Below are 21,615 nucleotides of genomic sequence, written 5' to 3' on the forward strand. Positions count from 1 at the left end.
TCAGCGCTCTCCTTCCGCGGGGGTGTTGAGGGGCACGACGACGAGGAGCGGCCTCACGAGGCTGCGCTCCGGTGCAAGGTAAGCGACGATCTCCTGGTCCTGCTGCACGCGCTGGCGGTTCTCCTTGACGAGGGCCCTGCTCATGCCGGGGATGATGGCCTGACCGTTGGTCTCGCTCCATGCGTCCGCCCGGCCGTGCCAGGTGGCGAGGCGGCCCTCCGCGGCCTTGGCGGCGGCTTCGAAGGTGAGGTCCAAGGAGCCCCGGGTGTTGGCGACCGCACGGGCGATGTAGCGCGTGTACTGCGCTGCGTCCGCGACTGGACCCGTGTTGATGGTCTTCTCGGTGAAGCCGATCTCCTCCAAGAGGTTGGCCAGGCTCTCGACTTGCTCGGGGAAGCAGGCCTCTCCGCCCTGCGTGGCGAAGAACGCGCGTGAGACCACCTGGCCACGGTGATTCATCAGCGTGCCCATGAGAAGGACGGTCGGTTCCTCGACCCTTCCACGGACCACGGGGACCTCGTTGCCGGCCATCGACGCCAGAGCGCGGTCGCTGGCCCATTCGAGGACGGGGTGGAGCGGGCCGAGGAAGTGGGCCTCGGGCCAGGTGGTGGCCTTCTCGCCCTTCGCCGGGATGGCGTTCTTGGCCGCGTCGAGCTCTGCCTTTCCCTTCTCGAGGCTGATGGCGAGTTTGAGCTTCTCCGTCACCTTGCGATCGGCGATGTAGCTCTGCGGGAGGTGGGCGAGGCGCTGCTGGAGGTCGCGCGGCGGCTCCAGCTCGGCGATCTGGTGCTGGTGATGGACCTTCCAGGCAACGCCTCCCCCGCCGCCGTTCGCTGGCGGCTCTTCGGGCTTGACGAACGCTTCGCGGAGGGCGTCGTCAAGGTACTCGAGTTCGCTTGAGTAGAGTCCAGCGCCGGTGTCAGTCGGCACCCGAGGTGCGTCCTCGGCGTCGTCCGTCTCCAGCTGCTCCCAGAAGGTGTCGAAGAAGCCGAAGTCGTCCGGTTCGAGCTCCTGGTTGTCCTTGACGTCCTCGACGTCGCGGATCACCTGCTGCTCGGTCTTCTTGCCCGCGAGGACATTGAGGATCTCGTCCTCCTCTGCCTTGACGCTGTGCTGGCCCATGAGGGACCCGACGTCGTTGAGGGCACCGTGGGCCTCGTGCTCGCGCTCCATGAGGCGAGTGAGGACGCGAAGGTCGCCGGCGAACCTCTCGTGGTCCGGTTGGAGCAGGAGCGTGGTGATCTGGGGGCTGTGCTTCTGACCGTAGCGGTCGATGCGGCCGTTGCGCTGCTCGATGCGGATGAGGGACCACGGGATGTCGAAGTGGATGAGGTGGTGGCACTGGCTGTGCAGGTTCACGCCCTCGGAAGCGACATCGCCAGTGACGAGGACGCGGATGGGCGAGGCCTCCTGCTTGAAGCTCTCGACGATTTCCTGCTGCTCGACGTCGCTGAGGCCGCCGTGGAGGATACGAACGTTCTCCGGCTTGAGGCCGAGGTCCCTGGGAAGGTGCTGCGCGAGCCAGCGGAGGGTGGGGACGCGTTCGGCGAAGACGACTGCCCGTGTTCCGGAACGGGGGCCGACACCGATGTTCTTGAGGTAAAGCGCGAGTTCCTGGTACTTGGCCGAGGGCTTCTTGAGGGACTCCTCGGTAAGATTCCTGAGGCGTTCGAGGGCCTCGCGCTCCTTGTGCTCCGCCGGGAGCGTCGGGTCCTCGACCTTGCGAAGGCGCTCCTTGACGGATTCGAGGAGCGCGGCGGGGCTCGAGAGGAACGCCTTGGCGAGGGTCCAGGGGAAAAGCGAGCTGTTGGCTCCGGCATAGGGGCTTGAGCCGTTCTGCGGGTAAAGCCACGCGTCAGCGATCTCCTGGGCCACGGCGTTCTCGGCTGGGCTCGCTTTGATGAGGCGGTTGTCCGGTTCAAGACGTTCGGCCCAGTTGGCACCTACCTCGTTCGCCACCTCCGGGCTGTGGCGGTGTCGGCGGATGATCAGCCGCTGGATGTCCTCGGGGTTGAAGCTGCCGTCCGGGCGGATGGCTGTGGGGTCCAAGAGACGGATGAGCTCCGCGAACGACTCCTGGCGGCCGTTGTGGGGCGTCGCGGAGGCGAGGATGAGGGCCTCGGTGTTCGGGGCGAGGATCCGGGCGAGCTCGTTGTTGAGCGTGCCGGCATTGGTGAGGTTGTGGGATTCGTCGATGACGACGGCGTCCCAGCGCATCTTGTTCAGGTGGGCTTTGTAGCGCGCGGACTTAAGCGTGTCGATCGAGATGATGGCGCGCTTGAAGTAGGTGAACGGGTTGCGGGTGGCCGGGAGGATCTGACGAACCTTCTGAATGCCGATCGAATCCAGGCGCACGAACGGGAGCGCGAAGCGGCACCACAGCTCGTGCTGCATCTGCTCGAGGACGTGCCTCGGCGTAACGATAAGAACGCGCTCCGCGCGGCCGCGGCGGGACAGCTCGCTGAGGATCATGCCGATCTCGAGAGTCTTGCCGAGGCCGACAGCGTCTGCGATGAGGATCCTCGGGCGGAGGTTGCTGGGGTCCAGGGCGCGGGCGACGGCGATGCGCTGGTACTCGAGGTCGTCGGCGAGCATGCGGGCGGAGACGGTGAGGCCGAGGTGATCCTGCGGGATCGGAGTCTTGCGGAGGGTGGACTCGAGCCAGAGGCGCGCGCGGCGGTAGTTGGGGGACGCGTCCGCTTTGGGAATTGCCTTGGCCGGGTCGACGACGTGCATCTCGTCGTCGAGGCTCTTGAAGAAGGCGGCGTCCGTGTCCCGGACGAGCTCGCTGAGCCCGCGGACCCTGACGAGAACGCCATCACTAGTCTGCTCAACGCCGGTGACAAGCCAGTGCTCGTCCCGGACGTGCACCATTGAGCCTGGGGCGACGTTGAGGTCGGACGCGCTGTTGACCTCACGTGTCGGAACGGACAAGCAGCTTCTCCTCGCTAGATGCCAGGAGGCGAATCGCGACCGTTTGGTCCGGTTGCAACCGTGCCCCCACACGTTGATGACTCGAGAGGTGAAGAGATAGCAATAGCCCTACGTCACCGTAGGGCTATTGCCGCACATTCTCGACGAAAACGTCGGGATGACAGGATTTGAACCTGCGACCCCTTGACCCCCAGTCAAGTGCGCTACCAAGCTGCGCCACATCCCGTAGCTCCAACGAGTCACCAGTACCCGCCGAAGCAACCGCTCCAGACTACCGTAAGCGCGGCCCACCGCCGAACCGACACGGGCTGAATCGGCTTCGGCGCTCCCGCCGGTGATGGGCGACACGTTGTCCATCCATACGACTTGTATCTATGCTGGATCGGTGAGTAGGCGGACCAGTGTGCAACCCAGCGAGACGGCGGCCGATCGCGCCTACGCCGTCATCCGCGAGCGGATCCTCGACGGTACCCTCGCCGGCGGAGCCCTGGTCAGCGAGGGTGAGTTCGCCGCCGACCTGCAACTCAGCCGCACCCCCGTCCGCGAGGCCTTCCTCCGGCTGCAGGCCGAAGGCTGGATGACGCTCTACCCCAAGCGCGGCGCGCTGGTCCGGCCGGTTTCCCCCGACGAGGACCGCGAGGTCCTCGAAGCGCGGCTGCTCGTCGAGACCGCCGCCGTCCACACCGCCTCCGCGGCCTCCGACGACGCGGCCGCCCTGGCCGAGGACCTGACCGGGATCCTCGAGCGGCAGCGCGACGCACTCAACACCCGGGACGCCGAGGCGTTCGCCCGCGCCGACGTCGACTTCCACCAGCGCGTCGCCGCCAGTGGCAACAACGGGATCCTCACCGCCTTCTATGGCACCCTGCAGGACCGCCAGCGCCGGATGACCGCCACGACCGTCCACCGGTACGACGGCGCCCCGCACTTACTGCTCGAGCAGCACGAGGCGCTCACCCGGGCCATCGCCGACCGCGATCCGGACGCCTTCGCCGCCCTGCTCCGCCGGCACGTCCGGGAGAACCGCGCCACCTGACGCGACCACCGGACGACAAGCCCCCATCGAGCGCCGACGACGTCGCCCGTCACCACCACTCTCGAAACCGACCGCGACCCGCCCGCGAGAAAGTGATCATGAGCGCGACCACCGCCGCCCACCCGTCCACCACCACCCCGCCGACCGGCGGAAGGCAGGGCCGTGTCCCCGGCTGGCTCGCCGCCTGCGGGATGCTCTTCGCCGTCGGCTGGGGCGGCAACGAGTTCACCCCGCTGCTGACGATGTACCGGCAGGAATCGGGGCTGAGCAGCCAGGCGGTCACCATCCTGCTCGGCGCCTATGTGGTCGGTATCGTCCCCGCGCTGCTCGTCGGCGGCCCCCTCTCGGACCGGTTCGGCCGCCGTCCCCTGATGCTGCCCGCCCCCGTGCTGTGCGTGGGCGGCAGCGCCCTGCTCGCCGCCGGCGGCCTGCTGCCCGGCGCCGGCGGCACCGTGCTGCTCCTGGCCGGGCGGGTGCTCTCCGGTCTCGCCCTCGGTCTGGTGATGGCGGTCGGCACCAGCTGGGTCAAGGAGCTCTCCCAACCGCCGTTCGACGACGTCGACCCCGGCGCCGGCGCCCGCCGCGCCGCCCTCTCGCTCACCCTCGGATTCTGCCTCGGCGCCGCCGTCGCCGCGGCCCTGGCCCAGTTCGGGCCGTTCCGCACCGTGCTGCCCTACGCGGTCAACATCCTCATCACCGCCACGGTGTCGCTCTGCATGGTCCGGGCGCCGGAGACCCGCGCCCCGCAGACCGACCCGCGGCCGCTGCGCCAGGACCTGCGCATCCCGTCGGCCACCCACCGCCGGTTCCTGCTCGTCGTCGTGCCGATGGCGCCGTGGGTGTTCGGCACCGCGGCGTCCGCCTACGCGATCCTCGCCACTCTGCTCGCCCCGAAGGTGCCCGGCTTCGAGGTCGGGTTCGCCGGCCTGCTGTGTCTGGTCGGGCTCGGCTGTGGCCTCGGCAGCCAGCAGGTGGCCAAGCGGCTGGACACGCCGCACTCCTCCCGGGCCGTCGTCGTCGCCCTCGCCTGCACCGCGCTCGGGATGCTGCTGGCCGTCTGGGCGGCCATCACGCTCACGGTCCTGGCCGCCATCATCGGTGCCGCCGTCCTCGGCACCGCCTACGGGCTGCTGCTGGTCTCCGGGCTGCAGGAGGTGCAGCGCATCGCCGGGCCGGACGGGCTCGCCGGCCTGACGGCGGTCTTCTACTCGCTGACGTACGTCGGGTTCTTCGTGCCCGCCGTCCTCGCGGCGCTGGCCCGGTGGTTCAGCTACCCGGTGATGTTCGCGGCCGGGGCCGTTCTCGCCCTGGTGAGCCTCGGCATCGTCGCGCTCTGCTGGCGTAGGCATCTGCCTCTCGCCACCGTGGTGGAAGCTGCCGCGGCACGCGCGGTACAGCCGGACTGACCTGCGGAAACATGGAGACCCTTCCCACAGACGGGTTCCGCACCGCCCCTCCGACCTGCTGCAATGGAGGACGAGCCCAGACTCGCCGACGCCCCTCCGACGCCGACGAAAGGACGCCGCCGTGCCCACCGCGCGCACCGACGTCACGCCCGCCCCCGACACCGCCGACCAGCCGAGCGGGAACCGAAGGATCAAGCCCCGACGGATCCGCCGACTGAACCTTCCATTTCTGCTCATCCTGCTCGGCTTCGCCGCCGCGTGGCTGGCCGTCTCCCCCCACCGCCGCCGTCGTCTTCCTGGCACTGGCGACGCTGGAGATCGCCATGGTCGCCGACTCCTCGGTCCCCATGGCCGGCATCGCCTTCCGCCTCCGCACCCCCGCCCGCAAGCTCTTCCTCTCCGTCGGGCTGATCGGCGTCGTGCTCGGCATGCGCCTGCTGCTGCCCCCGACCGCGGTGGCAGTGAACGAGGACGAGAGCCTCGCGACCGCCGCCCGCGAGGCCGTCGTCCAGCCCGACCTCTTCACCGCCCACCTCGCCGCCGCCCGACCCGGGCTGGCTGCCTTCGGCGCCGCCTTCATCTGGCTGGTCTTCGCCGAGTACCTCTTCAACGTCGACCGCGCCAGGCGGAAGCCCTGGCTGTCCTGGCCCGAGGCCGTCCTCGCCCGCGTCCGCCACCCCCGGGCCGCCTCCTACCTGAGCGCCCTGCTGCTGACCGCCGGCATGGTGCTCCTCTCCCCCGCGGAGCTGATGACGGCGGCCGCCCTGGGCGGACTGATCGGCATCTTCGTCCACGGGCTGAGCAAGGCGATCTCCGTCGCGGCCCAGCGCAACCCGCACGGCCCGGTCAGCCTGCACGTGCACGCCGTGACCGTCGTCTTCGAGCGGGCCATCACCGTGTTCATGCTGTTCGAGATCGTCGACGGCTCCTACACGCTCGCCGGTTCCGGCGGCCGCGGCGACACCACCCTGCTGGAGCAGGCCGCCATCGCCGCCGGGGCTGTCCTGGTCGGCGCTGTCTTCCTCACCCGACTGACGGCTCACGTCGACGCCACCAACGGGCTCAAGCGGCTGCGCTACCTCAAGGCCGGTGCCGCCTACCTGCTCGGCGCCCTCTCCCTCATGCTCGCGCTCAGCCTGGCGGTGCCGATCCCGGGGGCGCTGGCCGGCTGGGTGGGCACCGGCATCATCGGGGCCTCGTTCCTGACATCGTTGCCGTGGCGGCGGCTACCGCGGAGGATCCGGTCCCGGACCATCTGACCCGGCGACGGACGGACGCCTCCGTTCAGGAACCGCCCGGCAACAGCCGGCTACTCACGACCCCGCCGTCACCGGCTGCTGCAGTTCGGTGACCCACTGGGACTGGTCGTCGACCGGCTCGGCCCGCACGTACAGCTCCCGTCCCGGCCCGGACGGCTGGACGCCGCGGGCCGGCAGCTGCTGGTGCAGGGTCTGCCAGGAGACGCCGATCGTCTCCATCGACCCGAGGTGCACCACGCAGGCGGCCTCGTCGACGGCGGGCAGCTCGCGCACCTCGACGCCGTCGATCGGGCCGCCGATCAGGCTGCGGGCGTCGCCGTCGAAGGCGAAGCCGGCGACGATGTGGATGCGGCCGTCGTCGTCGGCGGTGTACTCGGCCACCGGGGTGCGGGGGATGCCGCCGGCGCGGGCGACGGCGCCGGCCACCTCGGCGAACATCGGGCCGACGATCCCGCCGATCTCCGGCTGGCTGTCGGCCACGGCGGTGCGGCAGGCGATCCGCACGGCGGGCAGGGACTTGATCACGACGTCGACGTCGTTCATGGCGTGCTCCTTCTCGATCATGAGGAGCCTGAGTTCGAAGTCGGCCAGCTGGCGGAGCGCTCGATGATGCTCCAGCGTGATCTCGTCGCGCCGGGTGGACAGCAGGGACCGGAGCCCCTCGGCGGTGACGTCCTCCCGGACCATCGCCCCGATCTGGTCCAGCCCGAAGCCGAGTCCCCGCAGTGCCACGATCCGATTCAGCACGGCCAACTGCTCAGGCGAATAGAAGCGATAGCCCGTGAACGGATCCACGTGGTGGGGCGTCAGCAGGCCGATCGCGTCGGCACGAAGAAGGCAACACTGTGACGGAGCATCCGCACGGACACCTGTCCGAGCCGGGCGAACTCCCCGATCGCTATCACGTCACCACCGTCCCGGCTGACACCGTGTGAGGGTCAAGCCCCCATGCTCATCGCTTGCCGCGGGCCCGCTTCTCCCGGACCCGCATGGTGACCTCGATGGGTGTGCCCTCGAAGCCGAACGTCTCACGCAGGCGGCGGGTGATGAACCGGCGGTACCCCGGGTCGAGGAAGCCCGTGGTGAAGAGCACGAACTTCGGCGGCCGGGACGAGGCCTGCGTGCCGAACAGGATGCGCGGCTGCTTGCCGCCCCGCACCGGGTGCGGGTGCGCCGCGACGAGCTCGCCGAGGAACGCGTTGAGCTTGCCGGTGGGGATGCGCTTGTCCCAGGACTCGAGCGCGACGTCCAGCGCCGGCACCAGCCGGTCCTTGTGCCAGCCGGTCTTCGCGGAGAGGTTGACGCGCGGGGCCCAGTCGACGTGCGCGAGGTCCTGCTCGATCTCGCGCTCCAGGTAGCGGCGCCGCTCGTCCTCGAGCAGGTCCCACTTGTTGAACGCCAGCACGAGCGCCCGGCCGGACTCGATCACCAGCTGCAGGATGCGCACGTCCTGCTCGGAGATCACCTCGTCGACGGCGATCAGCACGACGGCGACCTCCGCCTTCTCCAGGGCGGACTGCGTGCGCAGGGACGCGTAGAAGTCGGCGCCGCGCTGCATGTGCACGCGGCGGCGGATGCCCGCGGTGTCCACGAAGCGCCAGATCCGCCCGCCGAGCTCGATGAACTCGTCCACGGGGTCGCGGGTGGTGCCGGCCATCGGGTCGACGACGACGCGCTCGGACCCGGCCAGCTTGTTCAGCATCGAGGACTTGCCGACGTTCGGCCGGCCGAGCAGCGCCACGCGGCGGGGACCGCCCGTGCGGGCGATGCCGGCGACGGCGGAGAACTCGGGCAGCACCTTCAGCGCTTCGTCGAGCAGGTCGGCGACACCGCGGCCGTGCATGGCCGAGACCGGGTGCGGCTCCCCCATGCCGAGGGACCACAGGCCGGCCGCCTCCGCCTCCTGGGCGAAGTCGTCGATCTTGTTGGCGGCCAGCAGCACGGGCTTGCCCTTGCGGCGCAGCATCTTGACGATCGCCTCGTCGGTGGCGGTGGCGCCGACGATGGCGTCGACGACGAGGACGACGGCGTCGGCGGCGTCCACGGCCACCTCGGCCTGGTCCGCGACCCGCTCGTGGATGCCCCGCGCGTCGTGCTCCCACCCGCCGGTGTCCACGATGGTGAGATTCTTGCCGTTCCACTGGGTGCCGTAGGCGACGCGGTCGCGGGTGACGCCGGGGACGTCCTCGACGACGGCCTCGCGGCGGCCGAGAATGCGGTTGACCAGGGAGGACTTGCCGACGTTCGGCCGGCCGATGATGGCGAGCACGGGGTCGAGGCGGCCCTCGAGCTCCTCCTCGATGTCGGCGAGCTCGGCCTCGAGCAGGATCCGGTCGTCCTCGTCGAGCTCGTAGTCGGCCAGGCCCGCGCGCAGGGCGGCGGCCCGCTGCTCGGCCTCGGTGTCGGTCATCGCGGCGAGCCGCTCGGCGACGTCGTCCTCCCGGGTGGGAACGTACTCGTCGGCGGCGTCCGATCCGGTGCCGGCGTTCTTGGAGACGCTCTCGCTCATGACGGAAAATCCTTGCGGTGGAAGACAGATGGGAGGGAACGGTCGGGGCGCGCAGGCGTCATCGCCGCCGTTCACCAGTGTTCCAGTCTACGGGGCGATACCACAGGCGCCGGTGGTGGCTGGGTCGGGTGCGGTGTGAGACCGGGCACGGGGGACTGGATCTCCCGGCGCTCGCAGAGCTCGCTCTGGTCGACACGTCCCCCTTCCGCCCGGTCCCCCACCTCAGCCAGCGTCGACAAGGGACGGGGCTGGTCCTGGGACGGGTGCGATGGATGGGTCCACCGCGCGGACGGGGGTGGGGGTTGGGTGAAAACGCGCCCGGTTTCCTCAGGCTTTCCCGCGGAGGATGCGGTGCCAGTAGATCCACGGGAGGGCCCAGCGGTCCAGCAGGAAGGTGCTGCGGCGCTCTCGGCGCAGTTCGATCAGCTTCGTCGTCGGCATCGGAGTGCCGTCGGGGCCGAACTCGGCGAAGACCATGGAGCGGCGGCTGACGGTGAACGGGCTGACCGTGTAGCCGGTGTAGCGGGACGTCGGCGCCTTGCCCGCGAGCACGGCCCGGAGGTTCTTGACGACGACCGGCGTCTGCTTGCGCAGTCCCCCGCCGGAGCTCGACCCCGGCGTCGCCGCGATGTCCCCGAGCGCCCAGACGTTGGCGTGGCGGCGGTGCTGCAGCGTGGCGGGGTCGACGTCGACGAACCCGCCGGCGGCCACGGACGAGAGGCCGGAGTGCTCGACCCACGCGGGCGCGGCATGCGGCGGTGTCAGGTGCAGCAGGTCGTAGGCCAGCTCGCACGTTTCACCGTCGGTGTCCAGCGTCGCCGTACTGGTCTCGCGGTCCAGCCGGCGCACGGTCGTCGTCGTGCGCAGCTCGATGCCGTACTCGGCGATGATGCGGGTCAGTTCCTCGTCGACGACCGGCACGCCGAACACGGTGGGCGTCGGGACGGTGAGGACGACGTGGATGTCTCCGAGCACGCCGCGGCTGCGCCAGAGGTCGCACGCCATGTAGAGGATCTTCTGGGCGGCGCCGGCGCACGGGCAGGTGTCGTCCGGCATGGTGAACAGCGCGGTGCCTGAGCGCATCCCGTCGACCAGCCGCCACGTCTTCGGCGCCAGGTCGAACAGGTAGTTGGTGGACGCGTTCTCGGCGAGGACCGCCTCGGCGGAACCGGGAATGGCGTCCCAGTCCGGCCGGGAGCCGGCGGCGAGGACCAGCTGGTCGTAGCCGATGGTCGAACCGCTCGTCAGTGTGACGGTGGAGGCGTCCGGGTCGACGCGTTCGACGGCGTCACGGACCCACGTCGAGCCGGACGGCATCGTCTGCTCCTGTGGCCGCCGCGCGGCGTCGATCGAGGCGAGTCCGGCTCCGACGTAGGAGAGAAGCGGCCGGTACTGGTGCTCGGTGCGGGGCTCGACGATGACGACGTCCTCGACGCCCTTCCGGTTCAGCTGCGCGGCCAGCGAGATGCCGCCGTTGCCGCCGCCGACGACGAGGACCTGGGCATGGGTCGGGACGGTGTCGGTCGCGTGCTGGGCCATGGTGTCGGACACTACACCGGTCGTCTCAGTGATCGAGAGATTCCTCCGAGTGAGTGCCCGGTTCACTCTGGTGGATGGGTTAGTGCGGCGTCGGACCGGGCACGGGGGACTGGATCTCCCGGCGCTCGCAGAGCTCGCTCTGGTCGACACGTCCCCCTTCCGCCCGGACCCACGCCGGCCGCTCCGACAAGTGGGGCTGGACTCAGGTCTGAACGTCTCCGCCGGCTGCGGGTGGCTCTCGGTCATCGCCCCGTAGCGGTTTCTTGGCGCGTTTCGCGCGACGCGACGCCACGTACTCGTCGACCGATTTCGCGTAATCGGTGTTCGCGGCGCCGCCCCAGGCGGCACCCAGGCCGGCGCCCATTCCGACGATCCACGCCGTGGCCCAGTGAGCGAAGAATCCGGCCAGGATGAGCAAGGTGATCCAGACCAGGACGGCGATCCCCAGGACGCGCCGCTTGCTCACATTGGCCTCCCGTTGCCCGTCCGACCGGACTCGGCCGCTCCGAGCCGGATCATCCGGCCGACCGTGCCACGGCGTCAAGGACGGTGGTATGCGGTGGCCGATGGGACAGCTGTTACCGATCGGGACGGAACAGCACCGCCTCAACGGCAATAGTGGTCCCATCTGATGAGCCGCAAACTCGACAGTCAGCCGTCAACCGGCGACGACGGCGCGCCACGGCCATCCGACTGATTCGCGCACGTCCGCCGCGAGAATGGCCGATGGGACAGCTGTTACCGATAGGGACGGATAAGCACCGCCTCAACGGTAGGAACGGTCCCATTCGGTGAGCCAAAATCGCGACGCCTGGACACCCCGGCCCAGTCCAACGGCGCCCGACGAATCCGCGACCGACGACAGCCACAGGCGGCAGCCGGGGCCCGACGTGAACCCGTCAGTCGCCAGGTAGCGCCATGCCGCTCGACGCGACGGCCTCGGCCACATGCGTCGCCAGGGCTTCGCGAATCAGCTCGGTGGCCACCTCCATCCGCTTCCGGCCGGTGAGTCCCGGCTGGGCGATGATGTAGTTCGGCACCCCGAAGTCCACCGTGAAGCGGCGGCGCAGGCGCGGGATGTGGCCCGTTCGCTCCCCCGTGTGCCGGGTGCCGAGGACGGCGACCGGGACCACCGGGGCGCCGGTGGCCAGCGCCAGCCAGGCGACCCCGCCGCTGATCGCGGCCACGTCCCCGCCGCCGCGCGTGCCCTCGGGCAGGATCCCGACGCAACGACCCTCGTCGAGCACGGCCTTCGCCGTCTGCAGCGCCCGCCGGTCCCCCGCCCGGTTGACGGGCAACTGACCGGAGTACTGCAGCACCCGGCCGAGGAACCCGGTGAACATCTCCTGCTTGACCAGCACGTTCATGTAGCGGGGCGCCGCGCCGACCAGCACCGGCCCGTCGAGCGCGGAGATGTGGTTGGCCGCAAAGATCACCGCACCGGTGGACGGCACGGTGTCCGCCCCGACGACGTCGGTCGCGTACAGCGCGTGGTCGAGGAACCGGCCGACGGGTCGGCTCCACCGGTTCATCCACAGCGGCGGAGCGGTGTGCTCCCCCGGGCGCTCGGCGCGCGTGGCGTTCACTTCGCCGGAACGACCTTCGACCCGCGGATGACGTCGATGACGGCGTCGACGGTCTGCTCGAAGTCCAGCTCGGTGGAGTCGACGGTGGTGACGCCGTCGGCGGCCGTCATGAAGTCGACGACCGTGGAGTCCTTCGCGTCCCGCTCGAGGACCTGCTCGTGCAGGTCGGCCCTGCTCTGGGTGCCGCCCAGCTGGTGCCCGCGGCGGCCCATCCGCGCCTCGGGCGAGGCGGTGAGCAGGATCCGGGCGGTGGCGTCCGGGGCCACGACGGTGGTGATGTCCCGGCCCTCGGCGACCACGCGACGCCCGGTCTGCTCGATCAGCCGACGCTGCCGCTCGACCAGCACGGCGCGGGCCGCGACGTTGGTGGCGACGACACTGACGGCCCCGGAGATGCGCGGGTCGCGGATGGCGGCGGTGACGTCCTGCCCGTCCACCTCGACGGTCTCGTGCTCCGGGTCCAGGTGCATGGTCAGCGGCAGCTCGACGGCGGCCTCGACGACGTCGGCGGCGAGCTTCTCGTCACCGGCGGCGGTCGCGGCGGTCAGGTCGAGCCCGGAGTCCAGGCAGTACCAGGTCAGCGCCCGGTACATGGCGCCGGTGTCGAGGAACTGCAGGCCGAGCCGCTGGGCGACCGCCCGGCTGACGCTCGTCTTGCCGGAGCCCGAGGGCCCGTCGATCGCGACGACGAGCTCGCCGTCGAACTCGCTGGACTGTCCGCCCGACTGCTCTGCACTGGCGCTCACGCGACCACCTTCCATCCTCGGCCGGTCAAGTCCTCGACCAGCGACTGCTTCTTCGACGGCAGCACGGCGATCTCCACCATGCCGACCGGCAGGCCCGCGGAGTGCCCGAGCCGCATGTCCTCCAGGTTCACGTCCAGCTGCCCGATCTCCGTCAGCAGCAGGGCGATCTGGCCCGGTTTGTCGTCCACGAGCACGGTCAGCCACGCGAACTGCTGCGCCGGCCCGCCGTGCTTGCCGGGGATCCGGGCCTGCCCGACGTTGCCCTCCGAGATCAGCTGCGCCATGTCCAGGCGCGCGCCGGGCGCGGTGGGCGCGCGCAGGGTGGAGAGCAGCCGCTCGATGTCGGCGCGCATCCCCTCCAGCGGCTCCACCAGGTGGCCGGCGTTGGCGCCGAGGATCTGCACCCACAGGCCCGGGTCGCTCGCGGCGATCCGGGTGACGTCCCGCAGCCCCTGCCCGGCCAGCGCCAGGGACGCCGCGGGGGTGTCCTGCAGGCGGCTGGCCAGCAGGGACGAGACGACCTGCGGCAGGTGCGAGACAAGGGCGACGGCCTCGTCGTGCGCGGCCGGCTCCATCGTGGTGACGATGCCGCCCAGGTCCATGGCCAGCGACGTGACCGTGCGGTACGCGTGCGGGTCGAGGTCGTCGTGCGGGCAGATGACCCACGGTGCCGAGGTGAACAGCTCCGCCCGGGCGGACACGGCGCCGGAGCGCTCGCGGCCGGCCATCGGGTGGGAGCCGACGTAGCGGCGCACGTCCACGGCGTCGTCGTCCCCGGTCGATGCCGCGGCGGCCGCCCGGACCTCGTCGAGGACGGCGGTCTTGACACTGGCGACGTCGGTGACGACGGCGTGCGGCCAGCGGCGCAGCGCCTGCACGACGAGGCTGCCGCACACGTCCGGCGGGGCGCCGATGACGACGAGTTCCGGCGCGAGGTCCGCCGGGGCGTCGGCGAGCGGCACCCCGGCGGCGATGTCCGTGGCGACGGCCTCCGCCGACGGCGACGCGTCGGAGAGGTAGACGTCGATGCCGCGCGACCGCAGGCCGAGGCCCACGCTCGCGCCGAGCAGCCCGGTCCCGACGACGAGGACGGGGCCGTGCAGGTGGGCGGACTTCTTCAGCAGCGCCGGGTTCATCCGCGTCGCCTACAGCCCGACGGAGGCGAGCAGGACGCCGGCCTCCTGCCGGCCCAGCGCCCGGATGGAGCCCTGCTTCTGGTCGCCGAGCGCGATGGGGCCCAGCTTGACCCGCACGAGCCGCAGCACCGGGAACCCGACCGCGTCGAACAGTCGGCGGACGATCCGGTTGCGGCCCGAGTGGAGCACGACCTCGATGAGCACGTGACCCGGCGTCGAGTCGATCAGCCGGAACGAGTCGACCTTCGCCAGGCCGTCCTCGAGCTCGATGCCGGCCTTCATCTGTGCGCCGACGCCCTTGGGCAGCGGGCCGCGGACCTGCACGAGGTAGGTCTTCGGCACCTCGAACGACGGGTGGGTGAGCCGGTTGGCCAGCTCGCCGTCGTTGGTCAGCAGCAGCAGCCCCTCGGTCGAGACGTCCAGCCGGCCGACGTGGAAGAGCCGCTCGGGGGTGTCCTTGAGGAAGTTCGAGATGGCGGGCCGGCCCTCGGGGTCGTCCATGGTGGAGACGACGCCGGCGGGCTTGTTGAAGACGAGGTAGCGCAGGGTCTCATCGACCTGGATGCGGATGCCGTCGACGTGGATGGTCGACCGCTGCGGGTCGACGCGGATGCCGAGCTCGCGCACGATCTGGCCGTCGACCTCGACGCGGCCGGCCTCGATCATCTCCTCGCAGACGCGCCGCGAGGCGACGCCGGCGTGGGCCATGATCTTCTGCAGCCGCTCGCCGTCCTTGCTGTGGAGGCGCTCGGGGCGGGCCAGGGGGCCGGACGGCGGCGCGGTCGCGCTGCCGCGGTGCTTGGGGGCGTGCGCCTTGGGGGCCTTGGCGGGCTTGACGTCCTGGCCGAACCGCTCGTTGCCGAACGGCTTGGCGGTCCGGCCGTCGCCGGGCTTCACGCGGGCGGCACCGGGCTTGCCCGCGCCGAACTTCGCGGCGCCACCGGGCCGGGCGGGGCGGCCGCCGGTCGTGCGCCGGTCGCCGGTCGGGCGGCCGCCGCGGCGGTCGTCGGCGGAGCGGCCGCCGGTGGAGCGGTCGCCGAAGCCGCGGCGGTCGTCAGTGGAGCGGCCGCCGTCGGGGCGCCCGCCGAAGCCGCGGGCCTCGTCGTCGCGGCCGTAGCGGTCACCGGTGCCGCGCTGGCCACCGGTGCGCGGGGCGCCGGAACGGGGAGCACCTGCACGCTGCCCTGCGGCACCACGTCCGGCACCGCTGCGGCCCGCATCGCCGAACCGGGGCGCGCCGTCGCGGTCGCCGGAACGGCCGTAGCCGTCACCGGAACCCGAGCGGCCTCCGGAGGAACGCGGTGCGCCGTCGCCGCCCGAACGGCCGTAGCCCTCGCTCGAACGTCCCGCGCCCGAGCCGGAACGGCCGTAGCCGTCACCGGAACCCGAGCGGGACCCGGAGGAACGCGGTGCGGACGAGCGGGGGTTCGAGGAACGGGGGTTCGACGAACGCGAAGCGGAGTTCCGGCCGGAGCCGGATGCCGAGTCGCCTCGACGGCGGTTGGCCTCCCGGCCCGCGCCGGAAGCTGGCGGCTGAGTCATGGTGCTGCCTCACAGACAAATGGGGTGGAGTGTCCGGCTCATCGGCCGGCAGGAGATGCGCCCCGATCACGGCCGGGGCAGATGCGGCCGCGTACGACCACCCTCCACTGTATCGCGAGGCCAACGGTGCGAGGCGGGTACGGACTGACGGGTGCGTCACCTGACGGCGAGCGCCGTCGACATCGCCGCATCCTCACCGAATGCGCCCACCCGCGCCGAGTGGACCGATAGCGCACCCACTTCGGACAGATGACGACATCACCCGCCCACTCGACGACGGGAGCGCGCCGAGTGGACCGATAGCGCACCCGGCCGGTCGAACGACGACATCACCCGCCCACTCGACGACGGGAGCGCGCTGAGCTACCTCGCCCGGAAACCCGGCGGCTCCGCCCGACTACCCACGACCCTTGGCCCGGCGGACCGGACTGGCTAGGGTCGAAGCGAGGACGTCCGTAAGCATGCTGAGGACCAGGAGGAACCATGGCGACCGTCAGCGACTTCGTCATCGAGCGGCTCATCGAGTGGGATCTGCACCAGTGGTACGGCTACCCCGGCGACGGCATCGGCGGCTTCGACGGCGCCCTCGACAAGGCGCAGAAGGACGGCAAGGATTTCCGGTACATCCGTCCGACCCACGAGGAGATCGCCGCCTTCATGGCGTGCGCCCACGCCAAGTTCACCGGTGAGGTCGGCGTCTGCGTCGCCACCTCGGGACCCGGCGCCATCCACCTGCTCAACGGGCTCTACGACGCGAAGATGGACCATCAGCCGGTCGTCGCCATCGTCGGGCAACAGGCCCGGGTCGCGATCGGCAGCGACTACCAGCAGCAGATCGACCTGGAGCGGATCTTCCAGGACGTCGCCGGATACGTCGAGACGGTGACGACGCCGATGCAGGCGCAGCTGGTGATCGACCGCGCCGTCCGGATCGCCAGGGCGGAGCGGTGCCCCACCGTCGTCATCCTGCCCGCCGACGTGCAACGGCTGGCCATGGAGGAGCCCAAGCTCGAGCACTTCGTCTCCCGCACCGGCGTCGGCCACCCCTCGACCGCCGTCGTCCCGCCCCGCGAGGAGCTCGAGCGAGCGGCCGCGGTGCTGAACGCCGGGTCGAAGGTCGCGATGCTGGTCGGGCAAGGGGCGCGGGGCGCCACCGACGAGGTGCTCGCCGTCGCGGAGACCCTCGGCGCCGGGATCGTCACGACGCTGCTCGGCAAGGACGTGATCCCGGGCGACGTCCCGTTCCACACGCAGCAGTCGGGTCTGCTCGGGTCCAAGCCCAGCTACGACACGCTGATGGACTGCGACACCCTCTTCCTCGTGGGCGCCAACTTCCCCTACGGCGAGTTCCTGCCGAAGACGGGGCAGGCGCGCGGCGTGCAGATCGACCTCGTGCCGGCGAACCTGAGCCTGCGCTACCCGATGGAGGTCAACCTGCTCGGGGACGCCAAGGCCACGCTCGCCGCGCTGCGCGAGCACCTGCAACGCGCCGAGGACCGCAGCTGGCAGGACGGCATCGTCAAGGCCATGGCCACGTGGAGGGAGACCCTCGCCGCCTCCGCGGACACCGAGGCGGAGCGCGTCAACCCGCGCCACGTCTTCCACACCCTCAACGAACGGCTGCCGCAGAACAGCATCGTGACCGCCGACGCCGGCAGCACCGCCGATTGGTACGGGCAGCACATCGCGCTCGGCCGCGGCATGGACGGCAGCCTCTCGGGCAGTCTCGCGTCCATGCTCGCCTCGATGCCGTACGCCCTCGCTGCGAAGTTCGCCCACCCGGACCGGCCCGTCGTGTGCACGATCGGCGACGGTGCCTTCCAGATGCTCGGCATGAACGAGCTGATCACCGTCAAGCGGCACTGGAAGGAGTGGGCGGACCCGCGGTTCGTCGTGCTCGTCCTGCACAACGACGACCTCACCCAGGTCTCCTGGGAGATGCGCGAGGCCGGTGATCCCCGCTACGACACCAGCCAGCTCGTCGAGGACATGAACTACGCCGCGTACGCCGAGCTGCTCGGCCTCCGGGGTATCCGGGTGGAGACCAAGGACGACGTCGCCGCCGCGTGGGACGCCGCACTGGCGGCCGACCGGCCCGTCGTCATCGACGCCGTCACCGATCCCGACATCCCGCCGCTGCCGCCCCACATCAGCTTCACGGAGGCCAAGGGCTTCCTCTCGGCGCTGCTCAAGGGCGACCCGGCCGAGGGCGCCGTCGTCGTCGACTCCGGACGGCAGGTCGCGGCGCAGCTGTTCGCGAAGGCCAAGTCGGCGTTGACGCCGGGGAGCTGAAGTCGCGCGGTGCCGGGCGTGCCGTCGCGTCGACTATTCGATTTCGCTTGTTTCGAGCCCCGTGAAACCCCAGAAATCGAATAGTCAACGGGGGCGGGTGGTGGTCCCGACGGGTTGGGCCGCGTCCCACCAGTCGAGCACCCGCGTGGCGAAGAACGTCAGCCACGGGGACGGCTCGCCGACGGGCACGTCGACCTCGAACCACGCCTCCCCCGGGTGCCGCCGCTCCTGCAGCCACCGGCCGTCCGGCTGGCGGGCGTCGCGGATGACGGCGACCGCGTCGGCCATCCGCGGGTCGGGCGGCGTGCCGTCGGCCAACGACGCCGCGCGGAAGTGGTCGGCCGCGTTCAAGGCCGTGTAGACCCAGCGGAACGGGTAGGCGAAGCAGTCGACCCAGGGGCCGACCCGCTCGCCCGTCGTCGCCCGGTAGAGCAGTCGCCGCTGCAGCAGGTACTCCTCGCCGGCGTGCCGGGCCGCGGTCACGGCCTCGTCGCCGCCGGTCAGGCACTGCCAGGCCAGCAGCCCCTTCACGCTGTTCAGCGTCGAGTGGAACGACGCGCGCGTCGAGCCCTCGACCCACTCGCAGTTCCACCCGCCCTCGGGCTGCTGGTGCTCGACGAACCAGCGCGCCAGGTCGCTCATGTCCACGCCGAGCCACGCGCCGTTGGCCAGGGTGAAGCCGTTGATGCAGCAGTCGACCTCGCCGTCCCAGTAGGGCAGGTCCTCGTACTCCCAGCGGCTGTTCGCGGCGAGCTTCTCGGCGGTCCCGTCGAGCGCGGCGGCGTCGAGCCCCCACTCCCGCAGGGCCACCAGGCTCCACGTCGTCGCCGTGTAGGGCTGTCCGGACCACGCGCTGTCCTGCTCCGGCTCGGCGTCGGAGGACGGCGAATCGTCGGCGGTGGACGCGTCGTCGGCACCGGACGCCGCTGCGTCGCCGGCGGAAGCCGCCTCGGAGGTGGATGAGTCGGTCGGTGCCGCCGCGGCCTGCTCCCGCTCCCGGGCCTGCATCTGTTCGACGAAAGCCTTCGGGAAGTACGCGCCGCCGGCCCACTGCCCGTCCTCGTCCTGGTGGGCCAGCATCGCGGCGCCGAACCCCTCGGTCGCCACCCGGGCACGCGTCGCCTGCCACACCGTCGGCGGCGCACCGGCGAGGTCGCGTTCGACCTGCCAGCGCAGCGTCGGGTCGGTGTCGAGCAGCCAGTCCAGCAGGGCAGCGTCAGTCGCCATGCCGGACAGGCTACGGGGCCGGACGGCCCCGCGAGAAGGGGTCCGCCCCACAAGAAGGGCCCGGCCGGGTCACGTCAACTCGGTGACCCTCCCGTGGTCGATCCGCAGGCGCCGCTGCGCCCGGCGCGCGAGCGACGAGTCGTGGGTGACCATGATCAGCGTCAGCCCGACGTCGCCCCACTGCCGCTCGAGCAGGCCCATGATGTCGTCGCGCATGGCCTCGTCCAGGTTTCCCGTCGGCTCGTCGGCCAGCAGGACCGAGGGCCGCTTGACGAGCGCCCGGGCGATCGCGACCCGCTGCTGCTGGCCGCCGGACAGCTCGGAGGGCAGGTGGTCCGCGCGCTCGGCCAGGCCCACGTCGGCGAGCGCCTGCCGGGCCTTCTCCGCTCGGCCGGCGCGGTCGCCGTCGGTGACAACGAGCGCCGTCTCGACGTTCTGCGCCGCCGTGAGCGTGGGGATCAGGTTGAAGTTCTGGAACACGAAACCGATCTCCGTGGCCCGGATGCGGCCGAGCCGGGAGCCGGAGAGCCGCGCGAGGTCGTCCCCGCCGAAGTGGACGCTGCCCGAGCTCGGTCGGTCCAGGGCCCCGAGCATCTGCAGCAGCGTGCTCTTGCCGCCGCCGGTCGGCCCCTGGATGGCGACCATCTCGCCGGGCCGGATCGTCAGATCGACGCCGTCGAGCGCCCGGACGGACCGGCCCTGGTGCTGGTAGGTCTTGGTCACGGACGCGAGTTCGTACATGGCGGAGGTGGCTTCCTGACGAGCGGGCGGACGGGCCGGCAGGGGCGACGTCGACGCGCGAGACGGTTCGAAGGCTGACGTCGACGAGGGTTCAGTTGACAAGGGTTCAGTTGACCGGGGTTCAGTTGACACTGCGCAACGCCTCCGAGGGGCTCAGGCGAGCGGCACGCCACCCGCCGATGGCACCGGCGAGCAGGCCGCCGAGCACGGCGAGGCCGACGGCGCCGAGGACGATCCATACGCTGACCGGCGCGTGCAGCACGACGTTGTTGGCCTGCTGGGCGAGGGCGCCGCCGAAGCGGCCGCCTCCCCCGCCGCCGAAGCCGCCGCCTCCGCCTCCGTAGCCGCCCGCGGCGCCGGCGGCGCGCTGGACCCCGCCGCCGGTCGCGGCCCGGGACACGTTGGCTCCGAGCGTCGGGCCGACGAGGGTGATGACGAGCGCGGCCACGAGCCCGAGCGCGACCCCGACGACGCCGCCGATCAGCCCCTGCGCCAGGGACTCGCCGGCCACCTGGCGGGTGATGCGCCCGTTGGACCAGCCGATCGCCTTGAGGGTGCCGAACTCGCGGGTGCGGCGGCTGACGCCGGAGAGGGTGAACAGCACGGCGAGGGCGAACGCGGCCACCAGCAGCGCGATCGAGAGCCACAGGCCGAGGTTGGAGACCAGGCTGGCGGTGGTGCCGAGCGAGCCGGACACCGACGACGCGAGGTCGGCCTGCGTGTCCACGGTCGCGGCGGGCATCGCCTTCTGGAGGGACTGCTGTACCTGGGCGATGTCGGAGGACGACGCCGCCTGCACGTAGACGTTCGTGATCTTGCCCGTCATCGACGCCAGCTTCTGCGCGGTGTCGAGTGGGACGTAGACATTGGTGGCGGTCGCGCTGTCGGCGGTGTTGGAGTGCACGATGCCGACCACGGTGAAGGTCGTGCTCGCGAGCGTGAGGGTGCTGCCGACCTTGAGGCTCTTGTCCGTCGCGTAGGCCGAGTCGATCACGGCGACGTGCTTGCCGTCGTCGGCCGCGGTGAGGGTCCGGCCCGACGTCAGTGTCGCGGCCGAGAGGGGCCCGAGGGCAGCGGCGGACGGATCGAGGCCGGTCACGGAGAAGCTGTTGACGGAGAACGAGCTGCCGGCGCCGCCGCCGGTGCCCCCGGTCCCGGGACTCGCGCCCGCCCCTCCGCCGGACCGGTATCCGCCGGTGCCGCCGGCGGCCTGGCCCTGCGTCCGGTCCGGCAGGGTGCCGCTGAAGCTGACGCTGGTCAACTCCAGGGTCGCCGCCGCGTTGGCCACGTGCGGGACGCCCTTGACGGACGCGAGAGCGGTGTCGGCGAACGCGGTCGACCCGCGCGTCGTCGTCAGGCGCGACTGCGAGATCTGGCGGGTGCCGTCGCTGCCGGCCTGCCCGGCGCCCTGGCCGAAGGCGAAACGGCCCTCGCCGCCGGTGCCCGGCGTCGGCGCGGTGGCCCGCTGCGTGACGGTGATATCGGTGCCCACGCCGTAGACGGAGGACAGCACGGACGCCTGGGCGACCTTGACACCGCCCGCGAGCGCGTTGACGACGATGACGAGGGCGATGGCCAGCGCGAGACCGGTGGCGACGATGATGGTCTGCCGCCGGCGTCCGCCCAGCTCACGGCGCAGATAGGTGAAGTACATCGGATCCC

General features: G+C 71.3%; 16 protein-coding genes, 1 tRNA gene and 1 pseudogene. 4 read left to right on the forward strand and 14 right to left on the reverse strand.

The annotated features are described in order from the left end of the window. Both V6N00_RS04065 and V6N00_RS04070 read right to left on the reverse strand, forming a co-directional pair. Positions 1-2,934 carry a helicase-related protein gene (locus V6N00_RS04065; protein WP_334230814.1) on the reverse strand — a complete coding sequence of 978 codons (2,934 nt, stop codon included), beginning with the start codon at positions 2,932-2,934 and terminating at the stop codon, positions 1-3. A gap of 152 nt (positions 2,935-3,086) precedes the next feature. Beyond that, positions 3,087-3,160 (reverse strand) — tRNA-Pro (locus V6N00_RS04070). Positions 3,161-3,319: 159 nt separating this feature from the next. Between V6N00_RS04070 and V6N00_RS04075 the strand changes: the two genes are divergently transcribed. From V6N00_RS04075 to V6N00_RS04085, 3 genes are all read left to right on the forward strand, one after another. Beyond that, entirely contained in the window at positions 3,320-3,970 is a 651-nt protein-coding gene (locus V6N00_RS04075; protein WP_334230815.1) for a GntR family transcriptional regulator, read from the forward strand. A 98-nt stretch (positions 3,971-4,068) separates the two neighbouring features. Next, positions 4,069-5,376: an MFS transporter gene (locus V6N00_RS04080; RefSeq protein WP_334230816.1), complete on the forward strand. Its 1,308-nt coding sequence runs from the start codon at positions 4,069-4,071 to the stop codon at positions 5,374-5,376. Positions 5,377-5,699: 323 nt separating this feature from the next. Beyond that, a complete protein-coding gene (locus V6N00_RS04085; protein ID WP_334230817.1) occupies positions 5,700-6,635 on the forward strand; it encodes a DUF475 domain-containing protein in 936 nt (311 codons plus the stop codon). A 54-nt stretch (positions 6,636-6,689) separates the two neighbouring features. On the opposite strand, the gene V6N00_RS04090 is transcribed toward V6N00_RS04085, so the two are convergent. From V6N00_RS04090 to V6N00_RS04125, 9 genes and pseudogenes are all read right to left on the reverse strand, one after another. After that, positions 6,690-7,367: a GyrI-like domain-containing protein gene (locus tag V6N00_RS04090; RefSeq protein WP_334230818.1), complete on the reverse strand. Its 678-nt coding sequence runs from the start codon at positions 7,365-7,367 to the stop codon at positions 6,690-6,692. 6 nt (positions 7,368-7,373) lie between these two features. Next, positions 7,374-7,430, reverse strand: a pseudogene (locus tag V6N00_RS17205) (hypothetical protein); the annotation flags it as partial. A gap of 157 nt (positions 7,431-7,587) precedes the next feature. Beyond that, positions 7,588-9,144: a ribosome biogenesis GTPase Der gene (gene der / locus V6N00_RS04095; RefSeq protein WP_334230819.1), complete on the reverse strand. Its 1,557-nt coding sequence runs from the start codon at positions 9,142-9,144 to the stop codon at positions 7,588-7,590. A 327-nt stretch (positions 9,145-9,471) separates the two neighbouring features. Continuing rightward, on the reverse strand, positions 9,472-10,683 hold the full coding sequence (locus V6N00_RS04100) for an NAD(P)/FAD-dependent oxidoreductase (protein ID WP_334230820.1): 1,212 nt from the start codon (positions 10,681-10,683) through the stop codon (positions 9,472-9,474). Positions 10,684-10,885: 202 nt separating this feature from the next. Next, positions 10,886-11,149, reverse strand: coding sequence for a hypothetical protein (locus tag V6N00_RS04105; RefSeq protein ID WP_334230821.1), 264 nt, complete (start codon positions 11,147-11,149; stop codon positions 10,886-10,888). Between the two features lie 433 nt (positions 11,150-11,582). After that, a complete protein-coding gene (locus tag V6N00_RS04110) occupies positions 11,583-12,215 on the reverse strand; it encodes a lysophospholipid acyltransferase family protein (protein ID WP_334231183.1) in 633 nt (210 codons plus the stop codon). 50 nt (positions 12,216-12,265) lie between these two features. Next, a complete protein-coding gene (gene cmk, locus V6N00_RS04115) occupies positions 12,266-13,015 on the reverse strand; it encodes a (d)CMP kinase (protein ID WP_334230822.1) in 750 nt (249 codons plus the stop codon). Further along, positions 13,012-14,151, reverse strand: coding sequence for a prephenate dehydrogenase (locus V6N00_RS04120; RefSeq protein WP_334230823.1), 1,140 nt, complete (start codon positions 14,149-14,151; stop codon positions 13,012-13,014). Before V6N00_RS04120 ends, cmk begins: the two co-directional genes overlap by 4 nt. Before the next feature lie 9 nt (positions 14,152-14,160). After that, positions 14,161-15,693, reverse strand: a complete 1,533-nt coding sequence (locus V6N00_RS04125; RefSeq protein ID WP_334230824.1) for a pseudouridine synthase — start codon at positions 15,691-15,693, stop codon at positions 14,161-14,163. 483 nt (positions 15,694-16,176) lie between these two features. Here V6N00_RS04125 and V6N00_RS04130 point away from each other — a divergent pair, with 483 nt between their 5' ends. Further along, positions 16,177-17,985, forward strand: a complete 1,809-nt coding sequence (locus tag V6N00_RS04130; protein WP_334230825.1) for a thiamine pyrophosphate-requiring protein — start codon at positions 16,177-16,179, stop codon at positions 17,983-17,985. Between the two features lie 84 nt (positions 17,986-18,069). Here the strand turns inward: V6N00_RS04130 and V6N00_RS04135 are convergent, their stop codons facing one another. The 3 genes from V6N00_RS04135 to V6N00_RS04145 all read right to left on the reverse strand — a co-directional run bounded on the left by V6N00_RS04135 (position 18,070) and on the right by V6N00_RS04145 (position 21,607). Then, the gene (locus tag V6N00_RS04135) at positions 18,070-19,212 is read right to left on the reverse strand and encodes a squalene cyclase (protein ID WP_334230826.1); all 1,143 of its coding nucleotides are present in this window, start codon (positions 19,210-19,212) and stop codon (positions 18,070-18,072) included. A 69-nt stretch (positions 19,213-19,281) separates the two neighbouring features. After that, on the reverse strand, positions 19,282-19,953 hold the full coding sequence (locus tag V6N00_RS04140; RefSeq protein ID WP_334230827.1) for an ABC transporter ATP-binding protein: 672 nt from the start codon (positions 19,951-19,953) through the stop codon (positions 19,282-19,284). A 121-nt stretch (positions 19,954-20,074) separates the two neighbouring features. After that, positions 20,075-21,607, reverse strand: coding sequence for an ABC transporter permease (locus tag V6N00_RS04145; protein ID WP_334230828.1), 1,533 nt, complete (start codon positions 21,605-21,607; stop codon positions 20,075-20,077). Positions 21,608-21,615: the final 8 nt, after the last annotated feature.

The sequence above is a fragment of the Tersicoccus mangrovi genome (assembly GCF_036881825.1).
GTDB classification, from domain to species: domain Bacteria; phylum Actinomycetota; class Actinomycetes; order Actinomycetales; family Micrococcaceae; genus Tersicoccus; species Tersicoccus mangrovi.

Excerpts from the sequence above, each read along its gene's own strand:
- V6N00_RS04140 (WP_334230827.1), bottom strand. The coding sequence starts at position 19,953 with ATGTACGAACTCGCGTCCGTGACCAAGACCTACCAGCACCAGGGCCGG.
- V6N00_RS04130 (WP_334230825.1), top strand. The coding sequence starts at position 16,177 with ATGGCGACCGTCAGCGACTTCGTCATCGAGCGGCTCATCGAGTGGGAT.
- V6N00_RS04125 (WP_334230824.1), bottom strand. The coding sequence starts at position 15,693 with ATGACTCAGCCGCCAGCTTCCGGCGCGGGCCGGGAGGCCAACCGCCGT.
- der (WP_334230819.1), bottom strand. The coding sequence starts at position 9,144 with ATGAGCGAGAGCGTCTCCAAGAACGCCGGCACCGGATCGGACGCCGCC.
- V6N00_RS04135 (WP_334230826.1), bottom strand. The coding sequence starts at position 19,212 with ATGGCGACTGACGCTGCCCTGCTGGACTGGCTGCTCGACACCGACCCG.
- V6N00_RS04110 (WP_334231183.1), bottom strand. The coding sequence starts at position 12,215 with ATGAACCGGTGGAGCCGACCCGTCGGCCGGTTCCTCGACCACGCGCTG.
- V6N00_RS04120 (WP_334230823.1), bottom strand. The coding sequence starts at position 14,151 with ATGAACCCGGCGCTGCTGAAGAAGTCCGCCCACCTGCACGGCCCCGTC.
- V6N00_RS04080 (WP_334230816.1), top strand. The coding sequence starts at position 4,069 with ATGAGCGCGACCACCGCCGCCCACCCGTCCACCACCACCCCGCCGACC.
- V6N00_RS04085 (WP_334230817.1), top strand. The coding sequence starts at position 5,700 with ATGGTCGCCGACTCCTCGGTCCCCATGGCCGGCATCGCCTTCCGCCTC.
- V6N00_RS04100 (WP_334230820.1), bottom strand. The coding sequence starts at position 10,683 with ATGGCCCAGCACGCGACCGACACCGTCCCGACCCATGCCCAGGTCCTC.
- V6N00_RS04145 (WP_334230828.1), bottom strand. The coding sequence starts at position 21,607 with ATGTACTTCACCTATCTGCGCCGTGAGCTGGGCGGACGCCGGCGGCAG.